28 protein-coding genes are annotated in these 18,914 nt (G+C 65.9%); 26 read left to right on the plus strand and 2 right to left on the minus strand.

The features are described from left to right. The 15 genes from ACSFBM_RS27940 to ACSFBM_RS28010 form a co-directional block, all read left to right on the plus strand. A partial coding sequence (locus ACSFBM_RS27940; protein WP_475545044.1) for an EF-Tu C-terminal domain-related protein occupies window positions 1-163 on the plus strand: 163 nt, incomplete at its 5' end. A gap of 21 nt (window positions 164-184) precedes the next feature. After that, on the plus strand, window positions 185-499 hold the full coding sequence (rpsJ, locus tag ACSFBM_RS27945) for a 30S ribosomal protein S10 (protein WP_007838118.1): 315 nt from the start codon (window positions 185-187) through the stop codon (window positions 497-499). Between the two features lie 141 nt (window positions 500-640). Then, the gene (locus ACSFBM_RS27950) at window positions 641-2,230 is read left to right on the plus strand and encodes a hypothetical protein (protein ID WP_435487315.1); all 1,590 of its coding nucleotides are present in this window, start codon (window positions 641-643) and stop codon (window positions 2,228-2,230) included. A 14-nt stretch (window positions 2,231-2,244) separates the two neighbouring features. Further along, window positions 2,245-2,811, plus strand: a complete 567-nt coding sequence (locus ACSFBM_RS27955; protein WP_435487316.1) for a hypothetical protein — start codon at window positions 2,245-2,247, stop codon at window positions 2,809-2,811. A 225-nt stretch (window positions 2,812-3,036) separates the two neighbouring features. Further along, complete coding sequence (gene rplC / locus ACSFBM_RS27960; protein WP_116913568.1) at window positions 3,037-3,717, plus strand: 50S ribosomal protein L3; 681 nt, start codon at window positions 3,037-3,039, stop codon at window positions 3,715-3,717. Next, on the plus strand, window positions 3,717-4,337 hold the full coding sequence (gene rplD, locus ACSFBM_RS27965; protein WP_093218836.1) for a 50S ribosomal protein L4: 621 nt from the start codon (window positions 3,717-3,719) through the stop codon (window positions 4,335-4,337). Before rplC ends, rplD begins: the two co-directional genes overlap by 1 nt. Continuing rightward, window positions 4,334-4,669: a 50S ribosomal protein L23 gene (gene rplW, locus ACSFBM_RS27970; RefSeq protein ID WP_007838129.1), complete on the plus strand. Its 336-nt coding sequence runs from the start codon at window positions 4,334-4,336 to the stop codon at window positions 4,667-4,669. The genes rplD and rplW overlap by 4 nt, the downstream gene beginning before the upstream one ends. Before the next feature lie 2 nt (window positions 4,670-4,671). Beyond that, window positions 4,672-5,496, plus strand: coding sequence for a 50S ribosomal protein L2 (gene rplB / locus ACSFBM_RS27975; protein ID WP_093057772.1), 825 nt, complete (start codon window positions 4,672-4,674; stop codon window positions 5,494-5,496). Between the two features lie 10 nt (window positions 5,497-5,506). After that, window positions 5,507-5,785 (plus strand): 30S ribosomal protein S19, encoded by a 279-nt coding sequence (gene rpsS / locus ACSFBM_RS27980; RefSeq protein WP_007838132.1) that lies wholly within the window; start codon window positions 5,507-5,509, stop codon window positions 5,783-5,785. A 9-nt stretch (window positions 5,786-5,794) separates the two neighbouring features. Then, a complete protein-coding gene (gene rplV, locus ACSFBM_RS27985; RefSeq protein ID WP_007838134.1) occupies window positions 5,795-6,127 on the plus strand; it encodes a 50S ribosomal protein L22 in 333 nt (110 codons plus the stop codon). A gap of 17 nt (window positions 6,128-6,144) precedes the next feature. Further along, entirely contained in the window at window positions 6,145-7,059 is a 915-nt protein-coding gene (rpsC, locus tag ACSFBM_RS27990) for a 30S ribosomal protein S3 (protein WP_435437673.1), read from the plus strand. Between the two features lie 52 nt (window positions 7,060-7,111). Next, on the plus strand, window positions 7,112-7,528 hold the full coding sequence (gene rplP / locus ACSFBM_RS27995) for a 50S ribosomal protein L16 (protein ID WP_093136308.1): 417 nt from the start codon (window positions 7,112-7,114) through the stop codon (window positions 7,526-7,528). Between the two features lie 55 nt (window positions 7,529-7,583). Further along, a complete protein-coding gene (gene rpmC, locus ACSFBM_RS28000) occupies window positions 7,584-7,793 on the plus strand; it encodes a 50S ribosomal protein L29 (protein WP_435437713.1) in 210 nt (69 codons plus the stop codon). 9 nt (window positions 7,794-7,802) lie between these two features. Continuing rightward, entirely contained in the window at window positions 7,803-8,072 is a 270-nt protein-coding gene (rpsQ, locus tag ACSFBM_RS28005; RefSeq protein WP_435437674.1) for a 30S ribosomal protein S17, read from the plus strand. Window positions 8,073-8,153: 81 nt separating this feature from the next. Further along, entirely contained in the window at window positions 8,154-8,660 is a 507-nt protein-coding gene (locus ACSFBM_RS28010; RefSeq protein ID WP_435487317.1) for a peroxiredoxin, read from the plus strand. A 6-nt stretch (window positions 8,661-8,666) separates the two neighbouring features. Here the strand turns inward: ACSFBM_RS28010 and ACSFBM_RS28015 are convergent, their stop codons facing one another. Both ACSFBM_RS28015 and ACSFBM_RS28020 read right to left on the minus strand, forming a co-directional pair. Further along, complete coding sequence (locus tag ACSFBM_RS28015) at window positions 8,667-9,254, minus strand: GNAT family N-acetyltransferase (protein ID WP_435487318.1); 588 nt, start codon at window positions 9,252-9,254, stop codon at window positions 8,667-8,669. 148 nt (window positions 9,255-9,402) lie between these two features. Then, complete coding sequence (locus tag ACSFBM_RS28020; RefSeq protein ID WP_435437677.1) at window positions 9,403-9,900, minus strand: TlpA disulfide reductase family protein; 498 nt, start codon at window positions 9,898-9,900, stop codon at window positions 9,403-9,405. Between the two features lie 110 nt (window positions 9,901-10,010). On the opposite strand from ACSFBM_RS28020, the gene ACSFBM_RS28025 reads away from it, so the two are divergent. The 11 genes from ACSFBM_RS28025 to ACSFBM_RS28075 all read left to right on the plus strand — a co-directional run bounded on the left by ACSFBM_RS28025 (window position 10,011) and on the right by ACSFBM_RS28075 (window position 18,888). Further along, window positions 10,011-10,550: a hypothetical protein gene (locus tag ACSFBM_RS28025; protein ID WP_435487319.1), complete on the plus strand. Its 540-nt coding sequence runs from the start codon at window positions 10,011-10,013 to the stop codon at window positions 10,548-10,550. A gap of 121 nt (window positions 10,551-10,671) precedes the next feature. Next, window positions 10,672-11,127, plus strand: a complete 456-nt coding sequence (locus ACSFBM_RS28030) for a PTS sugar transporter subunit IIA (protein ID WP_435487320.1) — start codon at window positions 10,672-10,674, stop codon at window positions 11,125-11,127. Next, complete coding sequence (locus tag ACSFBM_RS28035) at window positions 11,096-11,365, plus strand: HPr family phosphocarrier protein (protein WP_081266134.1); 270 nt, start codon at window positions 11,096-11,098, stop codon at window positions 11,363-11,365. Before ACSFBM_RS28030 ends, ACSFBM_RS28035 begins: the two co-directional genes overlap by 32 nt. A gap of 10 nt (window positions 11,366-11,375) precedes the next feature. Next, window positions 11,376-13,178: a phosphoenolpyruvate--protein phosphotransferase gene (gene ptsP, locus ACSFBM_RS28040; protein ID WP_435437680.1), complete on the plus strand. Its 1,803-nt coding sequence runs from the start codon at window positions 11,376-11,378 to the stop codon at window positions 13,176-13,178. Window positions 13,179-13,307: 129 nt separating this feature from the next. Then, a complete protein-coding gene (locus tag ACSFBM_RS28045; RefSeq protein WP_435487321.1) occupies window positions 13,308-13,694 on the plus strand; it encodes a DUF4148 domain-containing protein in 387 nt (128 codons plus the stop codon). Between the two features lie 130 nt (window positions 13,695-13,824). After that, complete coding sequence (locus ACSFBM_RS28050) at window positions 13,825-14,289, plus strand: Spy/CpxP family protein refolding chaperone (RefSeq protein ID WP_435487322.1); 465 nt, start codon at window positions 13,825-13,827, stop codon at window positions 14,287-14,289. A gap of 94 nt (window positions 14,290-14,383) precedes the next feature. Then, window positions 14,384-14,782 (plus strand): DUF4260 domain-containing protein, encoded by a 399-nt coding sequence (locus tag ACSFBM_RS28055; protein WP_435487323.1) that lies wholly within the window; start codon window positions 14,384-14,386, stop codon window positions 14,780-14,782. A gap of 139 nt (window positions 14,783-14,921) precedes the next feature. Beyond that, entirely contained in the window at window positions 14,922-15,614 is a 693-nt protein-coding gene (locus ACSFBM_RS28060; RefSeq protein ID WP_435487324.1) for a response regulator transcription factor, read from the plus strand. Between the two features lie 103 nt (window positions 15,615-15,717). Further along, on the plus strand, window positions 15,718-17,097 hold the full coding sequence (locus ACSFBM_RS28065) for a HAMP domain-containing sensor histidine kinase (protein ID WP_435487487.1): 1,380 nt from the start codon (window positions 15,718-15,720) through the stop codon (window positions 17,095-17,097). Between the two features lie 101 nt (window positions 17,098-17,198). After that, complete coding sequence (locus ACSFBM_RS28070) at window positions 17,199-18,242, plus strand: NADP-dependent oxidoreductase (protein WP_435437685.1); 1,044 nt, start codon at window positions 17,199-17,201, stop codon at window positions 18,240-18,242. 103 nt (window positions 18,243-18,345) lie between these two features. Then, on the plus strand, window positions 18,346-18,888 hold the full coding sequence (locus tag ACSFBM_RS28075; RefSeq protein ID WP_435437686.1) for a cysteine hydrolase family protein: 543 nt from the start codon (window positions 18,346-18,348) through the stop codon (window positions 18,886-18,888). Window positions 18,889-18,914: the final 26 nt, after the last annotated feature.

Genomic DNA, 18,914 nt, shown 5'->3' on the forward strand with positions numbered 1-18,914 from the left:
CGAGCTGCCCAAGGACAAGGAAATGGTCATGCCTGGCGACAACGTCAGCATCACCGTGAAGCTGATCAACCCGATCGCGATGGAAGAAGGCCTGCGCTTCGCCATCCGTGAAGGCGGCCGTACCGTGGGTTCGGGCGTCGTGGCCAAGATCCTCGACATCTAAGCCGAACGCAAAGGAATCATCATGGCAACCAAGCAAAAAATCCGCATTCGCCTGAAGGCGTTCGACTACAAGCTGATCGACCAATCGGCCGCTGAAATCGTGGACACCGCCAAGCGCACCGGCGCGATCGTCAAGGGCCCGGTGCCCCTGCCGACCCGCATGAAGCGTTTCGACATCCTGCGTTCGCCGCACGTCAACAAGACGTCGCGCGACCAGCTGGAAATTCGCACGCACCAGCGCCTGATGGACATCGTCGATCCGACCGACAAGACCGTGGACGCGCTGATGAAGCTCGACCTGCCGGCTGGCGTGGACGTCGAGATCAAGCTGCAGTAATCCGACCTCGCGTCGTATCCTGACAAAGCCCGCCTGCAGAAATGCAGGCGGGCTTTGTCTTTTGTCGTGTGGCTGTGGCATCCTCGCGCACCGGTATTCTTCAACGCATTTGCCGGGGCTGAAATGAGGGCCGCACAAGCTATGAGGCAAAAGTTCTCTTTTGTGTCGGGAATCGTGGCGTGCCTTGCCGCCACGGTCTTGCTGACTGCGTGTGGAGGGGGCGGCGGCGGAGGCGGCGGCGGGATTCCCTTCCTGCCCGCCGTCGTGGCTCCGTCGACAAGCCCTGTCACTTTGAGCGGAACGGCGACCTACGAGTCGGTTCCCAACGCAAGCGGCGCCCTTCAGTACGCCGACATCACTGCCAAGCCGGTGCGCGGCGCCTATGTCGAAGTGCTCGACGCCAGTGGCAACCAGTTGGTCGTGACCTCGACGGACGATAGCGGAGGCTACGCCGTGAGTGTTCCCGGCAACACGAGCGTCGTCGTACGCGTGCGTGCCCAACTGACGCGTCCGGGGCCCGGCGCGAGTTGGGATGTCACGGTGCGCGACAACACCCGCTCCAACGCGATCTATTCCATGCAGTCGTCTGCGTTCTCGACGGGAGCCGCGGCGTTGACCCGCGACGTGCGCGCCGGCAGCGGTTGGGGCGGCTCGAGCTACACGAGCGAGCGCGTGTCCGGGCCGTTCGCGGTGATGGACACGGTCTACACCGCGATGCAGAAGGCGGTGTCGGTGGCGCCGGCGACGGCGTTTCCTGCGCTGAAAGTGTTCTGGAGCGTCAACAACACGAATGCGTCCGGCAGCGTCGCGCTGGGGCAGATCGGCACCACGTTCTTCATCGCCCGGAGTTCGGGCGCCGAGATCTATGTGCTCGGCAAGGAAAACGTGGACACCGACGAATTCGATACGCCAGTGGTCGCTCACGAGTGGGGGCACTACTACCAGGCCTCCTTCAGTCGCGACGATTCGACAGGCGGCGAGCACGCCACAAACGACCTGGTCGATCGGCGGCTTGCCTTCTCCGAAGGCTGGGGCAACGCCTGGTCGGGCATCGCGCTCGGGCGGAGCAACTATGTCGATTCGGGTGGCCCCGGCCAATCGCAGGGGACGAATCTCGATCTTTCGAAGGGGCCGTCGTCCGATCCAGGCTGGTTTCGTGAGACCTCGATCCAGTCGATCTTCTGGAACCTCAACCAGCAGGTCGGGTTCAAGCCGATCCACGACGCGATGACCAGCGCCCTGTTCCGCGGCGGTGTGCCGGTCACGTCGATCCACCCTTTCACCGCGGTCTTCAACGTGACGTCGCCCGGTAGCGCATCGGTGCTCGCCTCCTTGCTGACGGGGCAGAACATCAGCGCGGCCGCCAACGATGCCTATGGCAATCAGGAAGGTAACAACGGCGGCGTCTCGATCGCGGTGCCGATGTACAAGGCGGCTGCCATCGGCGGCGCGAGCACCCAGGCTTGCGTGACGAACGCCGCGGATCCGAGGCGCGACGGCAACAAGCTCGGCAGCTTTGCCTACCTGACTTTCTCTGTGCCGACCAGTCGCTCGTACCAGTTCGGGATCACGCCGCCAGCGGGGGCCAGTGCCAATGCGGCGATCTACCAAGGGGGCGTGGTCAGCCGCAATCCTGGCTCGGTCAACCTGTCGGCGGGTGCCTATGTGCTGGCGATCAACGACCTCAACAACTCCGCCGCGAACACCTGTTTCGGCGTGACCATCCAATAGCAATGGGGGCCGCCATGAATCTCCGTCCCAGCTCGATGATCGTCGCGGCGGCGTGGCTGACGCTCGCGGTCGCGCCCGCGTCCGCTCTTGCGGACGGCGTGCCGGCGCCGCGCGTGGGCAAGCATGTGGCATCGGCTTCTCATGCGCCCATGACAGTCGCGGTGCGCAAAGCGAATGATTCGGGCGTGGCGATCCAGTACCGGGTCGAGGGCGTGGCCCAGGCCGGCCGGCCGGTTTCGGTCTACCTGCAGTTCGACGGCGTGACCGATCCGGCCGGAGCCACGGTGCAACTGACCACCGATGCCGGCCTCGCGCTGGCGACGAACAGCAGGCTGGTGCTGCCGGCCGGCCAGCGCACGAATGCCACCGCAACGGTGACGAGCAGCCGCGAAGGCCTCGCCTACTTGAACGTCTTCGTGACGCAGAACGGGGCCATGAGCATCGTGGCGATTCCCGTGCAGACCGGTTCTGGCACCCCGGCGACCAAGTCAACAGGCGACATGAAGTCGTCGGCGGACGGTGAAAAGATCATCTCGCTGCCCGCCAAAGAGCCAAAAGAGCCCAAAGAGCCCGCCAGATAGTCCTGAAACGGGGTCTTCGCGCCTGCCAAACAGACGCAATGGCGGTACTTGCACCGCGCCCGCATCGCGGGCTATAATCGCTGGCTCTGCCCATGTTGCGTCCGCAAGGATGTTGTGTTGGCGGAGATTTATCAACCTTCTTCCGTAGCCGGAGAAATCTGGCAAACGCTGTTGCCAATTGAAGTGGCAGTGGCGGAAGAGGATTTCCATTTTTGGAGAAAACATATGAGTCTGAGCAACTCCCTCGGGTTGCTGGGCCGCAAGGTGGGGATGATGCGTCTCTTCACCGATGACGGGGACGCAGTTCCTGTCACGGTGGTGGATGTGTCCAACAACCGTGTGACCCAGATCAAGTCCCAAGAGACCGATGGCTACGTCGCCCTGCAGGTGACGTTCGGTTCGCGCAAAGCATCGCGCGTGACCAAGCCCCAAGCCGGCCACCTTGCCAAAGCAGGTGTCGAAGCTGGCGAAATCATCCAGGAATTCCGCGTCACCGCAGATACCGCAGGTCAGCACAAGGCTGGCGGCGTGATTGCTGCGAGCAGCGTGTTTTCCGTGGGCCAGAAGGTGGACGTGCAAGGCACTTCCATCGGCAAGGGTTTCGCAGGCACGATCAAGCGTCACAACATGAGCTCGCAACGCGCGTCGCACGGTAACAGCCGTTCGCACAACGTTCCTGGCTCGATCGGCATGGCACAAGACCCCGGTCGCGTGTTCCCCGGCAAGCGCATGACGGGCCACCTCGGCGACGTCACCCGCACGACGCAAAACCTCGACGTGTTCCGCATCGACGAAGCGCGTCAACTGCTGCTCATCAAGGGCGCGATTCCGGGTTCGAAGGGTGGCTTCGTCACCGTGCGTCCCGCCATCAAGGCCAAGCCGCAAGCGGCTGAAGGAGCGAAGTAATGGAACTCGAACTCCTGAACGAACAAGGCCAGGCCGCGTCGAAGTACGACGCCCCCGAGACCGTGTTCGGCCGTGACTACAACGAAGACCTGGTTCACCAGATCGTCGTTGCATTCCAGGCCAACGCCCGCCAAGGCACGCGCGCCCAGAAGGACCGCGAGCAGGTCAAGCACTCGACCAAGAAGCCTTTCAAGCAAAAGGGAACGGGCCGCGCCCGTGCCGGTATGACGTCCTCGCCGCTGTGGCGCGGGGGTGGCCGGATCTTCCCGAACATGCCTGACGAAAACTTCTCGCAAAAGATCAACAAGAAGATGTACCGCGCCGGCATGGCCGCCATCTTCTCGCAGCTCGCTCGCGAAGGCCGTCTGGCCGTGGTGGATTCGCTGACCGTGGATTCGCCCAAGACGAAGCCGCTGGCAGCCCGTTTCAAGGCAATGAATCTCGAGTCCGTGCTCGTGATCGCCGAAGAAGTCGACGAAAACCTGTACCTTGCCTCGCGCAATCTGGTCAACATCCTCGTGGTCGAACCCCGTTACGCCGATCCGGTGTCGCTGGTTCACTACAAGAAGGTGCTGGTCACCAAGGGTGCCGTCGACAAGCTCAAGGAGATGTTCGCATGAGCCGCGTGAACCCTACCGCCGCTGAACGTACGTTCGAAGAAGGCCGCCTGATGGCGGTGCTGGTCGCCCCGATCGTGTCCGAAAAGGCCACGATGGTCGGCGAGAAGTCGAACGCTGTCACTTTCAAGGTGCTGCAAGACGCCACCAAGCCCGAGATCAAGGCCGCTGTTGAACTGATGTTCAAGGTCGAAGTCCAGGGCGTGTCGGTGCTCAACACCAAGGGCAAGACCAAGCGCTTTGGCAAGTCCATCGGCCGCCGCGACAACGTTCGCAAGGCCTATGTGACGCTGAAGCCGGGTCAAGAGCTCAACCTCGTCGGGGAAGGCGCTTAATCATGGCCGTCATCAAGATGAAACCCACTTCGCCGGGCCAACGCGGCGCGGTGAAGATTTCGCGTGATCACCTGTTCAAGGGTGCTCCTCACGCAGCCCTGCTGGAACCCCAGTTCCAGAAGGCCGGCCGTAACAACAACGGTCACATCACGATCCGTCACCGTGGCGGTGGTTCCAAGCACCACTACCGCGTTGTCGACTTCGTGCGCAACAAGGACGGCATCCCGGCCAAGGTCGAACGCATCGAGTACGACCCGAACCGCACCGCTCACATCGCTCTGGTCTGCTACGCCGACGGCGAGCGCCGCTACATCATCGCCCCGCGCGGTCTTGAAGCCGGTGCAACGCTGCTGTCGGGCGCCGAAGCCCCGATCCGCGCCGGCAACACCCTGCCGATCCGCAACATTCCGGTCGGCTCGACGATCCACTGCATCGAACTGCAACCCGGCAAGGGCGCGCAGATCGCGCGTTCCGCCGGCACGTCGGCCACGCTGCTGGCTCGCGAAGGCGTCTACGCCCAGGTCCGCATGCGTTCGGGTGAGGTGCGTCGCATCCACATCGAATGCCGCGCAACCATCGGCGAAGTGGCCAACGAAGAGCACAGCCTGCGCCAACTCGGCAAGGCAGGCGCCAAGCGCTGGAAGGGCATTCGCCCGACCGTTCGCGGCGTCGTGATGAACCCGGTCGACCACCCGCACGGTGGCGGCGAAGGCAAGACTGGCGAAGGCCGCCATCCTGTCGACCCATGGGGCAATCTGACCAAGGGCTATCGCACCCGTAACAACAAGCGCACGCAGGTCTTCATCGTGTCGCGTCGCAAGAAGTAAGGGATAGCCAATGACTCGCTCTCTCAAAAAGGGTCCTTTCGTCGACCACCACCTGGTGGCCAAGGCCGACAAGGCCGTGACGACCAAGGACAAGAAGCCGATCAAGACCTGGTCGCGCCGCTCGATGGTCCTGCCCGAATTCATCGGTCTGACCATCGCTGTGCACAACGGCAAGCAACACGTGCCCGTGTACATCACCGACCAGATGGTCGGCCACAAGCTCGGCGAATTTGCGCTCACGCGCACGTTCAAGGGGCACCCCGCGGACAAAAAAGTCCAGAAGAAGTAAGGAACGACCATGTCTGAAACACGTGCAGTCCTCCGCGGTGTCCGCCTGTCGGTCGACAAGGGCCGTCTGGTCGCGGACCTGATCCGCGGCAAGAAGGTCGATCAAGCGCTCAACGTTCTGCAGTTCACGCAGAAAAAGGCCGCTGTGATCATCAAGAAGGTGCTGGAGTCGGCTATCGCCAACGCCGAGCACAACGACGGTGCCGACATCGACGAGCTGAAGGTCAAGACCATCTACGTCGAGCAAGGTGCAACGCTCAAGCGCTTCACCGCGCGGGCTAAGGGTCGCGGCAATCGCATCAGCAAGCCCACGTGCCATGTGTACGTGACGGTTGGCAACTAAGAAGGCCTGGAAGAAATATGGGACAGAAAATCCACCCAACCGGGTTCCGCCTTGCGGTTACCCGTAACTGGTCCAGCCGCTGGTACGCAAGCGACCGCGATTTCGCGGGCATGCTGGCCGAAGACATCAAGGTTCGCGAATACCTGAAGAAGAAGCTGAAGAACGCTTCGGTGTCGCGCGTCATGATCGAACGTCCCGCCAAGAATGCACGCATCACGATCTACTCGGCACGTCCGGGCGTCGTGATCGGCAAGAAGGGTGAAGACATCGAGAACCTCAAGCGCGAACTGGGCAAGCAGCTCGGCGTGCCGGTGGCAGTGAACATCGAAGAAGTGCGCAAGCCCGAAATCGATGCGCAGCTGATCGCCGACAGCATCACGCAACAGCTCGAAAAGCGGATCATGTTCCGCCGTGCCATGAAGCGCGCCATGCAAAACGCCATGCGTCTGGGTGCCCTGGGCATCAAGATCATGTCGTCGGGTCGCCTGAACGGTATCGAAATCGCTCGTTGCGAGTGGTACCGCGAAGGTCGCGTGCCGCTTCACACGCTGCGCGCCGACATCGACTACGGCACCTCGGAAGCCAAGACCACGTACGGCGTCATCGGCGTCAAGGTCTGGGTCTACAAGGGTGACACGCTGGGTCGTAACGACCTGCCGGCCGTCGAAACGCCGCGTCCCGAAGAAGAACGTCGTCCGCGTGGTCCCCGCCGTGATGGTCGCCCTGGCGACCGTCCGGGTGGCGACCGTCGTGGTCCCAGCTCCGGCCCCCGCGCCGGTGCCCGCGGCCCGATCGGTGGCAACACCGCTCCCGCCGATGGCAGCGACAAGCCCGCAGAAGCAACCGGCGGTGCCGGTGACTCGAAACCCGCCGTTAAGCGCGTCCGCAAAGCCGCGCCCGCTGCAGCAGCGGACGGTGCCAAGACCGAGTAATCGGTCGCTCCCGGGCGCGAAAGCGCCTGGGGCCCTCACGGAGTAATAAAACATGCTGCAACCTGCACGCAGAAAGTTCCGCAAGGAACAAAAGGGCCGCAACACCGGCGTCGCAACCACGGGTAACTCGGTTGCGTTCGGTGATTTCGGTCTCAAATGCACCGATCGCGGCCGCCTCACGGCACGCCAGATCGAAGCCGCTCGTCGCGCGATTTCGCGTCACGTGAAGCGCGGTGGCCGTATCTGGATCCGCGTGTTCCCGGACAAGCCCATCTCTACCAAGCCCGCTGAAGTGCGGATGGGTAACGGCAAGGGCAACCCCGAGTACTACGTCGCTGAAATCCAGCCTGGCAAGATCGTGTTCGAGATCGTCGGCGTGCCCGAAGAACTCGCCCGCGAAGCGTTCCGCCTGGCGGCCGCCAAGCTTCCGCTGCGCACGACGTTCGTCGCTCGCCAGCTCGGCGCCTGAGAGGAGAACACCCATGGCAACCCGTAAGAAAAAAGAAACCGTGGCTCCGGCCAAGGTGACCAAGGCTGCAACGCTGCGCACGAAAGATGTCGACGCGCTGAAGACCGAAGTCAAGGAACTGCAAAAGGCCCATTTCGGCCTGCGCATGCAAAAAGCCACGCAACAGCTGTCGAACACCTCGACGCTGCGCGTGACGCGCCGCGACATCGCGCGCGCCAAGACCATTCTTGCGCAGAAGCAGCAAGAAACCGCCGCCGCCAAATAAGGAATGAACATGACGGAACCTAAAAAATCCCTCAAGCGCACCTTGATTGGCAAGGTGGTCAGCGACAAGCGTGCCAAGACCGTGACCGTGCTGGTCGAGCGCCGTGTGAAGCACGAGCTCTACGGCAAGATCGTGGCCAAGACGAGCAAGTACCACGCCCATGACGAAAATGGTCAGTACAAGCTGGGCGACACCATCGAGATCACGGAAAGCCGTCCGATCTCGAAGACCAAGAACTGGGTTGTGACCCGTCTGGTCGAGAAGGCCGTTCTGGTCTGACCGATCAGATACCCGGCTCGAGACAGCCCATCCGAAAACGGCCCACAATGTGGGCCGTTTTTCTTTTTCCGGAGCACTCACATGATCAAAGTCGGCGACACCCTTCCCTCGGCCACCCTGCAGGAATATTCCGAAGTCGAGGGAGAGGGCTGCAGCATCGGCCCGAACGCCGTGGACGTGACCAAGGCATCGGCCGGCAAGACGATCGCGCTGTTCGCCCTGCCTGGCGCCTTCACGCCGACCTGCTCGGCCAAGCACGTGCCGGGCTATGTGCAGCACTTCGACGACTTCAAGGCCGCCGGCGTGGACGAGATCTGGTGCGTGAGCGTGAATGACGCTTTCGTGATGGGTGCGTGGGCACGCGACCAGAAGACCGGCAGCAAGGTGCGCATGCTGGGCGACGGCAGCGCCGACTTCGCCAAGGCCACCGGCCTGACGCTCGACCTGACCGCGCGCGGCATGGGCGTGCGCAGCAACCGCTATTCGATGCTCGTGAAAGACGGCAAGGTCGCCACGCTCAACGTCGAAGGCCCGGGCAAGTTCGAAGTCAGCGACGCCGAAACGCTGCTGGCGCAAGCCCGCGGCTGAGCCCGGCTAGAGATCCGCCTTCAGGTAGTGCGCCCCGGCGACGGGGTTGTGATAGTAGGGCGGCACCTCCGCAAAGCCCAGGTCTTCGTAGAGGGCCCGCGCCGACTCCATGTCGTCGAGGGTGTCGAGCAGCACGCAGCCGTAGCCCGCGCCGCGTGCGGCGTCCAGGATGGCCTCGGCCAGCTGCCGGCCCAGGCCAAGCCCGCGGAAACCGGGGCGCACGTAGAGGCGCTTCATTTCCGCGGCGTTCGCGTAGTCCGCGTTGTCCAGCGGACGCAGCGCGCAGCATCCCGCCACGTGCGCCAGCGTGCCATCGGCGCGCCGGAGCGTTGGCGTCTGGCGGCCGGTTTCTTCCTTCACATTGGCGGGATCGACCAACGCCAGCAACAGCATGCCCCGCGGTTCGGCGTAGTTGCCAGGCAGGCCGGCCAGTTCGCCGTCGAAATCCTGGAATCCCAGGTCGATGCCCAGCGAGGCGGCGTAGTCGCGAAAGATCGCGCGCGTGGCGTCGAACTCGTGCGCTTCTTCAGGCGCGAGCAGCACAACTGCCGGCATGGCCGACAGCGGCAGGGGGCGCGAGACGGAAAAGCTCATGCGGCCACGAAAGAGTCTGTCATCGAAGAAGGGGCCCCAGGGGCCGATGCGGCGGAAGGCGCAGGTTAGCAAAGTCCGGGCCGCACGCTGATCGGGGTTGTTGCTAGTGCAGCCCTTCGAACGGAAAAGCGCCTGCGCGCAGTCCGCGTCAGGCTTCGGCCAGCAGCTTTTCGATCAGCTTGTGCAGTTCGGCAAAGTCCGGCTCGCCCACATAGCGCTTCACGATCTCGCCGCGCTTGTTGACCAGGTAGGTGGTGGGCGTGAGCTTCACGTCGCCCCAGGCCTGCGCCACGCTGCCGGTGTTGTCGATCGCCACCTTGAACGGCAGCTTGCGCGTTTCGGCGAAGTTGACGACGTAGCTCGGCGGGTCGTAGCTCATGGCCACGGCCAGGGTGTCGTAGCCCTGTGCCTTGTACTTGTCGTAGGTGGCGATCACCTTGGGCATTTCGCCGACACAGGTCACGCAGCTCGTGGCCCAGAAGTTGACCAGGGTGACCTTGCCCTTCAGGTCCGCGGTGCTCTTTTGCGTGCCGTCGAGCAGCACGAAGGTCGAGGCCGGCGCGGCGGTGGCGCCGGAGCCGAAGTACACACCCACGCCAACGGCCAGCGCGAGGACGACGGAGGCAGCGGCGATGTATTTCTTCATGGCTTTACAGATGAGAAGGGCGGCGCGATTTTAGTTCCGCCCGCCCGATTCGTGCTGGCGACGCCACGGTGCCCCTCGGCAGGGCCTTGCGGCTCGATAATCGCTCCCCCATGCCGTCGTCCGTCCCCCGCTCCTGGCTCGCGCTGGCCATCGCAGTCCTGGTTGCCGCCTGCAGCCCCACCTTCAACTGGCGCGAGGTGTCCATTGCCGAAGCCGGCCTGATCGCGCTGCTGCCCTGCAAGGCCGACCGCGCGAACCGCGCGCTGCCGCTGGGCGCCGAATCGGTACAGGTCGACATGACGGGCTGTGACGCTGGCGGCGCCACCTTTGCCATCGCCCATGCGTCGGCCAACGGCCCGGTGCAGGCCGAGGCGTGGCTCAACGCCTGGCGCACCGCCACGCGCGGCCAATTGGAGGGAGCGGGCGAGGCGCAGGTGACGGAAGCTCCCGCAGCGCTGCAACGCGCAACGGCCACGCCTGCTCCGCTGCGGCTCGACGGGCGCAAGCAGGGTGCCGCACCCGTGCAGATCCTCTGGTTCGCCCAGTCGCAAAAGGACGGCACCGTGGCGCTCTACCAGGCCACCGTGCTGGGGACGCCCTCCTCGGACGAAGCGTCCAAGACCTTCTTCGAGGGCCTGCGCCTGCCATGAAGGCGGCGCTTTGCGTGGGTACGGGAGCAACACTGTCCGCTTTTCCGGGCTGGCGCGTTGTGTCACATATCTACTTACCCTGGGCGGCCCCGCATAATCGACGCGTCGTCCTCCGTCCCGCATGAACAGCATTCTCATCATCGCCCACTCACCGTTCGCCCATGCGCTGCGGCAGTGTGCGCTGCATGTGTTCCCCGATTGCGAACACGCCATCGTCGCGCTCGACGTGCTGCCCAACGTGTCGCCCGAGGAAACGCTGGCCGCCGCGCGCATCACGCTCGAGCAGCAGCTGCGCGCACCGCGCTCGCAGGCGCTGGTGCTGGCCGACGTGTTCGGCGCCACGCCCTGCAACGTGGCGCAAAAACTCGTGGACGGCGCCCGTTCGCGGCTGGTGGCGGGGGTCAACCTGCCGATGCTGCTGCGCGCGGTCACCTACCGGCACGAGCCGCTGGAGACGCTGGTGCAGCGCGCCCTCGCGGGTGGCACCGCGGGCGTCATGCAGGTGGCGGTGGCGGCTCCCCAGAACCAGGCGAAGAGAAAGCACAGTGATCAAGAAATCCGTGACCATCAGCAATAAGCTGGGCCTGCACGCACGCGCATCGGCCAAGCTGACCAAGCTCGCAGGCAGCTTTCCCTGCGAGGTGTGGCTCTCGCGCGGCGACCGCCGCATCAACGCCAAGAGCATCATGGGCGTGATGATGCTGGCCGCCGGGCTCGGCTCCACGGTGGAGCTCGAAACCAACGGCCCGCAGGAAGAAGAAGCGATGAACGCCATCGTCCACTTGATGGACGACAAGTTCGGCGAAGGCGAATAAGGACTCTCCCATGACCTTCGCAGTCCACGGCCTTCCCGTTGCCCGTGGCATTGCCATCGGGCGCGCGGTGCTGGTGGTGTCGAGCCGCATCGACGTGGCCCACTACTTCATCAAGCCCGAAGAAATCGAGACCGAGATCGACCGCGTGCGCACCGCGCGCAACGCGGTGGCCGACGAGCTCATCAAGCTGCAGGCCAATGTCGCGCTGATGGGCCCGAACGACGCGCCGCACGAACTGTCCGCGCTGCTCGAGGTGCACCAGATGCTGCTGCAGGACGAGGCCCTCAGCACCGGCGTGAAACACTGGATCAGCGAGCGGCTCTACAACGCCGAATGGGCGCTGACCACGCAGCTGGAAATCATCGCGCGCCAGTTCGACGAGATGGAAGACGCCTACCTGCGCGAACGCAAGGCCGACCTCGAACAGGTGGTCGAGCGCCTGCTGCACCGCATGAAGGGTACGGCCGCCGTGCTCGCGCCGAGCCCGCCGCGGCGCAAGCGCGCCGCCGCCACGGACGACGACGCGGACGACCCCACCGCGGGTGACGGCATCGACGTGCCGCTGGTGCTCATCGCACACGACCTGTCTCCGGCCGACATGCTGCAGTTCAAGAAGAGCGTGTTCGCCGGCTTCGTGACCGACGTGGGCGGGCGCACCTCGCACACCGCCATCGTCGCGCGCAGCATGGACATTCCGGCCGTGGTCGGCGCGCGCACCGCCAGCCAGCTGGTGCGCCAGGACGACTGGGTCATCATCGACGGCGATGCCGGCGTGGTGATCGTCGACCCGTCGCCGATCATCCTGGCCGAGTACGGCTTCAAGCAGCGCCAGGGCGACCTCGAACGCGGCCGGCTCGCGCGGCTGCGCCACAAGCCCGCCGTCACGCTCGACGGCCAGCGTGTCGAGCTGCTCGCCAACATCGAGATGCCGGAAGACACCGTGGGCGCCGTCAAGGCCGGCGCCGTGGGCGTGGGCCTGTTCCGCAGCGAGTTCCTTTTCATGGGCCGCGAGTCGTCCACGCGCCAGACGCGGCTGCCCGACGAGGAAGAGCAGTACCAGGCCTACAAGCGGGCGGTCGAGGGTATGCAGGGCATGCCCGTGACCATCCGCACCATCGACGTGGGGGCAGACAAGCCGCTGGACAGCAAGTCGTCCAACAAGCAGGAGCACCTGAACCCCGCGCTCGGCCTGCGCGCCATCCGCTGGAGCCTGGCCGACCCGGCCATGTTCCTCACGCAGCTGCGCGCCATTCTTCGCGCGGCCGCGCACGGCGAGATCCACCTGCTGATTCCCATGCTCGCGCACGCCAGCGAGATCCGCCAGACGCTGTCGCTGATCGACTTCGCGCGCACCGAGCTCGACAACCGCGGCGCGGTGTACGGCCAGGTGAAGCTCGGCGCCATGATCGAGATTCCGGCGGCTGCGCTCACGCTGCGCATCTTCCTGAAGCACTTCGACTTCCTGTCGATCGGCACCAACGACCTGATCCAGTACACGCTGGCCATCGACCGTGCCGACGAATCGGTGGCGCATTTGTACGACCCCGCGCATCCGGCCGTGCTGCGCCTCGTGGCCGACACCATCACCGAGTGCCGCCGCCAGGGCAAGGGCGTGTCGGTGTGCGGCGAGATGGCCGGCGACGTGGCCTTCACGCGGCTGCTGCTGGGACTGGGCCTGCGCAGCTTCTCGATGCATCCCTCGCGCATCCTCGCGGTCAAGCAGGAAGTGCTGCGCGCCGACACCGGCAAGCTCGAGGCCTGGGCCCAGCACGTGCTCGAGTCCGACGACCCCGCCGCCGCCATGGCGGGCTGAGCGTTTTTACTCGCCCTGGCGGGCGAGTGAAAAGAATCGATACATGCCGCAACCGCGGCGAAAGGACTTGCGGGGCGCCCGCAAGCACGATCAGGCCTTCTCTTCCAACCCGAAAGAAAGGCCTGCATCATGAAGTTCGTCTCCACCTCCGTCTCCTTCTCCCAGATCATCGCGATCAGCTCGTTCGCCATGCTCGCCGCCGCCGGCGCCAAGGCTGAAAGCTACGAGGGCGTGCAGCTCGCCGTGTCCGCCAAGAGCCGCGCCGATGTGAACGCCGAAGCCGTGCGTACCGCGTCGGCACCCAACCAGAACGTGGTGCGCGGCTCGCGCGGCCCGGAGACCATGGCCGTGTCGATGGAGCGCGACCGCGTCGTCGCCGAAGCCGTGCGTGCCGCCGCTGCGCCCGACCAGAACGTGTCGTCCGGCTCGCGCGTGAACAGCAAGGTCATCTCGACCCTGCAGAACCCCGTCGACGCACGCGCCGCGGCCATCAACGCCAAGAGCAGCCGGCTGTAAACGGCCCCTCGGCGGTTGCCACGCCCGTCGCAATCAAACGAAACACGCCGATACCCCGGCGAGAGGACTTGGCCCGGCGCACCTCGCACCATCGAGCTTCCTCCTCACAAGACAACATCAAGGACTTGATATGAAGCACTGGATCAAACGCACTCTCTTCGGTTTCGCAGGCGCCGCCATGGTGGCCGGCAGCATCGCCGGCTGTGCCGGCCAACGCCACGGCTGGAGCGGCGACAGCGCCGAGTTCCGCGCGAAGATGGTCGAGCGCGTGGGCAGCAAACTCGAGCTCGACGCCAGCCAGAAGCAGAAGCTCACCGTGCTGGCCGAGAAGCTGCAGGCACAGCGCGAAGCGATGCGCGGCGCAGGCGGCTCGGGCGACCCGCGCTCGCAGTTCAAGGCGCTGTTCGCGGGCAACAAGCTCGACCAGGCCGGCGCCACGCGACTGGTCGACGAGAAGACCGCCGCCGTGCGCAACGGCAGCCCCGAGATCATCGCGGCCGCGGCAGACTTCTACGACCACCTGAACGCCGCCCAGCAGCAGAAGGTGCGCGACTTCATGGACCGCGGCGGACGCCGCTGGAGCCATCGTGGCTGAACTTGACTCACCCCCGGTCTTCGCGCACTTCGTGTCGCCTCGCCAACCCTCTTCCAGGGGGCGACACCCGTGGCCCGGCGAAGCCGGTTCCACGGTGTCTCGCGAACAGAGCCTCGGCGCCACGGGCGGCGTGCGGGGGCTGCTGCGGCTCGAAGGCACCGTGGTGCTCGGCGTGGCCCTTGCCGCCTACGCCCAGTTCGGCGCGGGCTGGGGCGTGTTCGCGCTCTGGCTGCTGGCGCCCGACCTCTCGCTGCTGGGCTACCTCGCGGGCCCGCGCGTGGGCGCGGCGCTGTACAACGCGGCGCATTCGTACGTCGGACCGGTGCTGCTGCTGGCGCTCGGCGTGTTCGCGGCCCTGCCGTGGGCGGTGGCCGGCGGCCTCATCTGGCTGACCCACATCGGGCTGGACCGCGCACTGGGCTACGGCCTGAAGTACGCCGCGGGCTTCGCCTTCACGCACCTCGGGCGCATCGGCCGGGCCGATCCATGGTGAAGCGCGCGATGCCTGTGTTTTCTTCGCGGCCGCGCACGGTGCACCCGGCGGCCGTCATCACCTGGGCCGTGCGATGCCACCCGGTCTGATGGTCAGCGAAGTCATCCGTCATTTCCTTGCCAGGAGGCACAATCCCGCCATGCCGCGCATCCTGCTGATCGACGACGACGAACACCTCGCCGCGCCGCTGACCACCTATTTCGCACGCTTCGGCTGCACGCTCGAAAGCGCCGTGCGCCCGAGCGAAGGCCTCGCCAAGCTGCGCGCCGGCCATTACGACGCCGCCATCCTCGACGTGATGCTCCCCGAGATGGATGGCTTTGCGCTGTGCCGCGAGATCCGCAGGGAAAGCGACATTCCCATCGTCATGCTCACCGCCCGCGGCGAGGTGATGGACCGCGTGGTCGGCCTCGAACTGGGCGCCGACGACTACGTGCCCAAGCCCTTCGAGCCGCGCGAACTGGTGGCGCGCGTACAGACCATCTTGCGGCGCCAGCGCAGCGCGCCGCCCGCGGCCGCCGGCACGCAGCAGCGCGTGTTCGACGGCCTGTCGATCGACCTCGACCGGCGCCAGGTGCTGCGCCAGGGCGAGCGCGTGGAGCTCACCGGCACCGAGTTCGAACTGCTCGCGCTGCTGGCCGCCGAGCCCGGCAAGGTGTTCAGCCGCGACGACATCCTCAACCGCCTGCGCGGCCACGAGGCCGAGCTCTACACGCGCGCGGTCGACATCGTGGTGAGCCGCCTGCGCAAGAAGCTGGAGCCGCTGGACTGCATCAAGACGCTGCGCAACGCGGGCTACGCGCTGGCCGTTGCGCGCAGCGAGCCCGCATGAGCGCCGCGCCGGGCCGCCCCAAGCAAGCTCGCACCGCAGCGCGTGGCGCGGAGGTCTTCCGATGAGCTTGAACCGCAGGGACCACCGTGCGGTGATGCGCGAGATGCGGCAGCGCATGGCCTGCCGCGAAGACATGTCGCGCGAGGAATGGCGCACGCAGTGGCACGCCCGCTGGAACGAGAAGGTGCAGGGCAAGCGCCGCTGGCGCCGCTCGCTGCGCGTGCGACTGGTGCTCATGTTCGTGATGCTCGCGCTGGTGATGGCCGCGGTGTTCATGGGCGGCATGAAGAAGTCGTTCTCCACCGGCTGGGCCGAGGCCGCCAAGCCGATGCTGACCGACTACACCGACCGCCTGGTCGCCGAGATCGGCACGCCGCCCGACGTGGCGCGCGCGCAGGCGCTGGTGGCCCGGCTGCCCATCACCATCCGCATCGTCGGCCCCACGGTCAACTGGGACTCCAACCCCGGCGGCGCGAACGGCCCCGGCGGCTGGATGCACGACCGCGACGACGTCTTCGGCGGCGACAAGTGGTTCATCCGCCCCACGGCCGACGGCCACCGCGTGATCTTCGGCTGGGCGCCCAAGCTGTGGCAGCTGGCGCCGCGCGTCATCGGCTGGGCCACGCTCGGCCTGCTGCTGTCGTGCGTGCTGCTGGCCTATGCCTACGTGAACCGGCTGCTGCGCCCGCTGATCGACATTCGCGAAGGCGCGCAGCGCTTCGGCCGCGGCGAGTTCGCACAGCCCATTCCCGTGCGGCGCAACGACGACCTGGGCGACCTCGCGGAGCGCATCAACACCATGGCCGACGACATCCAGGCCATGCTCGACGCCAAGCGCGGCCTGCTGCTGGCGCTGAGCCACGAGCTGCGCTCGCCGCTCACGCGCGCCCGGCTCAATGCCGAGCTGCTGCCGGCCACGCCCGAAGGCCAGCCCGAGCGCGAGGCGCTGCTGCGCGACCTGAACGAGATGCGCGACCTCATCAGCGACCTGCTCGAAAGCGAGCGCCTGGCAAGCCCGCACGTGGCGCTGCTGCGCGAGCCGGTTGATCTGTCCGTGCTGATCCGCGAGACCGTGGCCGAGATGCCCGATGCGCAGCACGTGCACCTCGACCTGGCCGAAGGCCTGCCCCCGCATGCCGTCGACCGCATGCGCATCCGCCTGCTGGTGCGCAACCTGCTGGACAACGCGCTGCGCTACAGCACCGACGCACCGAGGCCGCCCTGCGTGTCGCTGCGCGCGGTGCTCGAGGGCCGCAGGCAGGGCGTGGAGATCGAGGTGCGAGACCACGGCCCCGGCGTGGACGAAGAGCAGCTCGAGCGGTTGACCGAGCCCTTCTATCGCACCGACGGCGCGCGCGCGCGCGCCACCGGCGGCGTGGGCCTGGGCATGTACCTGTGCCGGCTGATCGCCGAGGCGCACGGCGGCGAGCTGACGGTGCGCAACGCCGGGCCGGGGCTGCAGATCATCGTCCGGCTGACTTGAGCGATCGGGCGGCGGGGGCTGTCGCTTGCGCTACCGGCCGGTACGGGGGGGCGCGGCTACGATGCGCCTCCCAGCCCGCATCGGTCCATCAAGGAGACACCATGAGCAGCCCCCTCACCAACCACCAGGTCCGACTCGCCAAGCGCCCCGAAGGCGCCGCCACCCGCGAGAACTGGAAGTTCACCACCGAGCCCGTCGGCGAGCCGGCAGAGGGCGGCGTGCTGGTCAAGACGCTGTCGCTGTCGCTCGACCCCGCCATGCGCGGCTGGCTCAACGACGCCAGGAGCTACATCCCGCCCGTGGGCATCGACGAGGTGATGCGCGCCGGCGGCGTCGGCCGCGTGGTCGCGTCGAAGAACCCGCAGTTCGCGGTGGGCGACACGGTGTACGGCACGCTCGGCGTGCAGGAATACATCCTCGTGGCGCAGGAAGAACTCAAGCGCAACGGCCTCGTGAAGATCGACCTGAACGTCGGCACCATCGGCCAGTGGCTCAACGTGCTCGGCATGCCGGGCATGACCGGCTACTTCGGCCTGATGGACGTGGGCCAGCCCCAACCCGGCGAGACCGTGGTCGTGTCGGGCGCGGCCGGCGCGGTCGGCCAGACCGTGGGACAGCTCGCCAAGCTCAAGGGCTGCCGCGTGGTCGGCATCGCGGGCGGCGCGGCCAAGTGCGAGTGGGTGGTGAAGGAGCTGGGCTTCGACGCCTGCATCGACTACAAGGCCGGCGAGGGCGCGGTGCGCGCGGGCCTGAAGGAACACTGCCCGAAGGGCGTGGACGTGTACTTCGACAACGTCGGCGGCGAGATCCTCGACCAGGTGCTGGCCAAGCTGGCACGCAAGGCCCGCATCATCATCTGCGGCGCCATCAGCCAGTACAACAACGCCAACAGCATGCCTGCGGCCGGCCCGCGCAACTACCTGAGCCTGCTGGTGAACCGCGCGCGCATGGAAGGCATCGTGGTGTTCGACTACGCCGACCGTTATCACATCGCCATCGCCGAGATGGCCGGCTACCTGAAGGACGGGCGCATGAAAAGCAAGGAAGACGTGGTGAAGGGGCTCGACACCTTCCCCGAGTCGCTCAACAAGCTGTTCGCGGGGGAGAACTTCGGCAAGCTGGTGCTGGAGGTGGCGCAGAGCTGAGCAAGCTCAGCTGCGAACCGGGTATGGCGAGCGGCTTTCGGGTAAGGTCGCCGTGCCGCTTCCATGCGGCGTTCCAGACATCGCTCACGCCGAATTTCTTGCCATGCCCGCACTACTGATCATCGACATGCAGGTTGGAATGGCCTGGCCGGAGTCCGGCATCCGGAACAACCCAGAGGCCGAATCCGTCATTGCAGGTCTTCTCGCGGCCTGGCGTTCAAAAGGCGCGCCGGTCGTGCATGTGCGGCACATCTCCAGAACGTCGGGCTCGCCGTTCTGGCCGGGCCAGCCTGGCGTGGAGTTTCAGCCCGCTCTCAGTCCGCTTGCGCACGAGCATGTCGTCGAGAAGAACGTTCCGGACGCCTTCATCCATTCGGGGCTCGAGCGTTGGCTGCACGCGCGCGGACTGGTCTCTCTGGTCATCGTTGGCGTCAGCACCAACAACTCGGTCGAAGCCACGGCCCGCACCGCAGGCAACCTGGGGTTTCGCACGTACGTGGTTTCCGACGGCACCTTTGCATTCGAAAAGACCGACTTTCATGGCGTTGCGCGATCGGCCGACGATGTTCATGCCATGGCGCTGGCCAATCTTCACGGCGAGTACGCGACTGTCATCGGTTCTGGCGAAGCAGGCAGCCTGAGCTGACCCGGAGATCTCATCGGGCCGACGAC

It is taken from the genome of Variovorax pasteuri, from assembly GCF_051216435.1.
In the GTDB taxonomy this organism is placed as follows: domain Bacteria; phylum Pseudomonadota; class Gammaproteobacteria; order Burkholderiales; family Burkholderiaceae_C; genus Variovorax.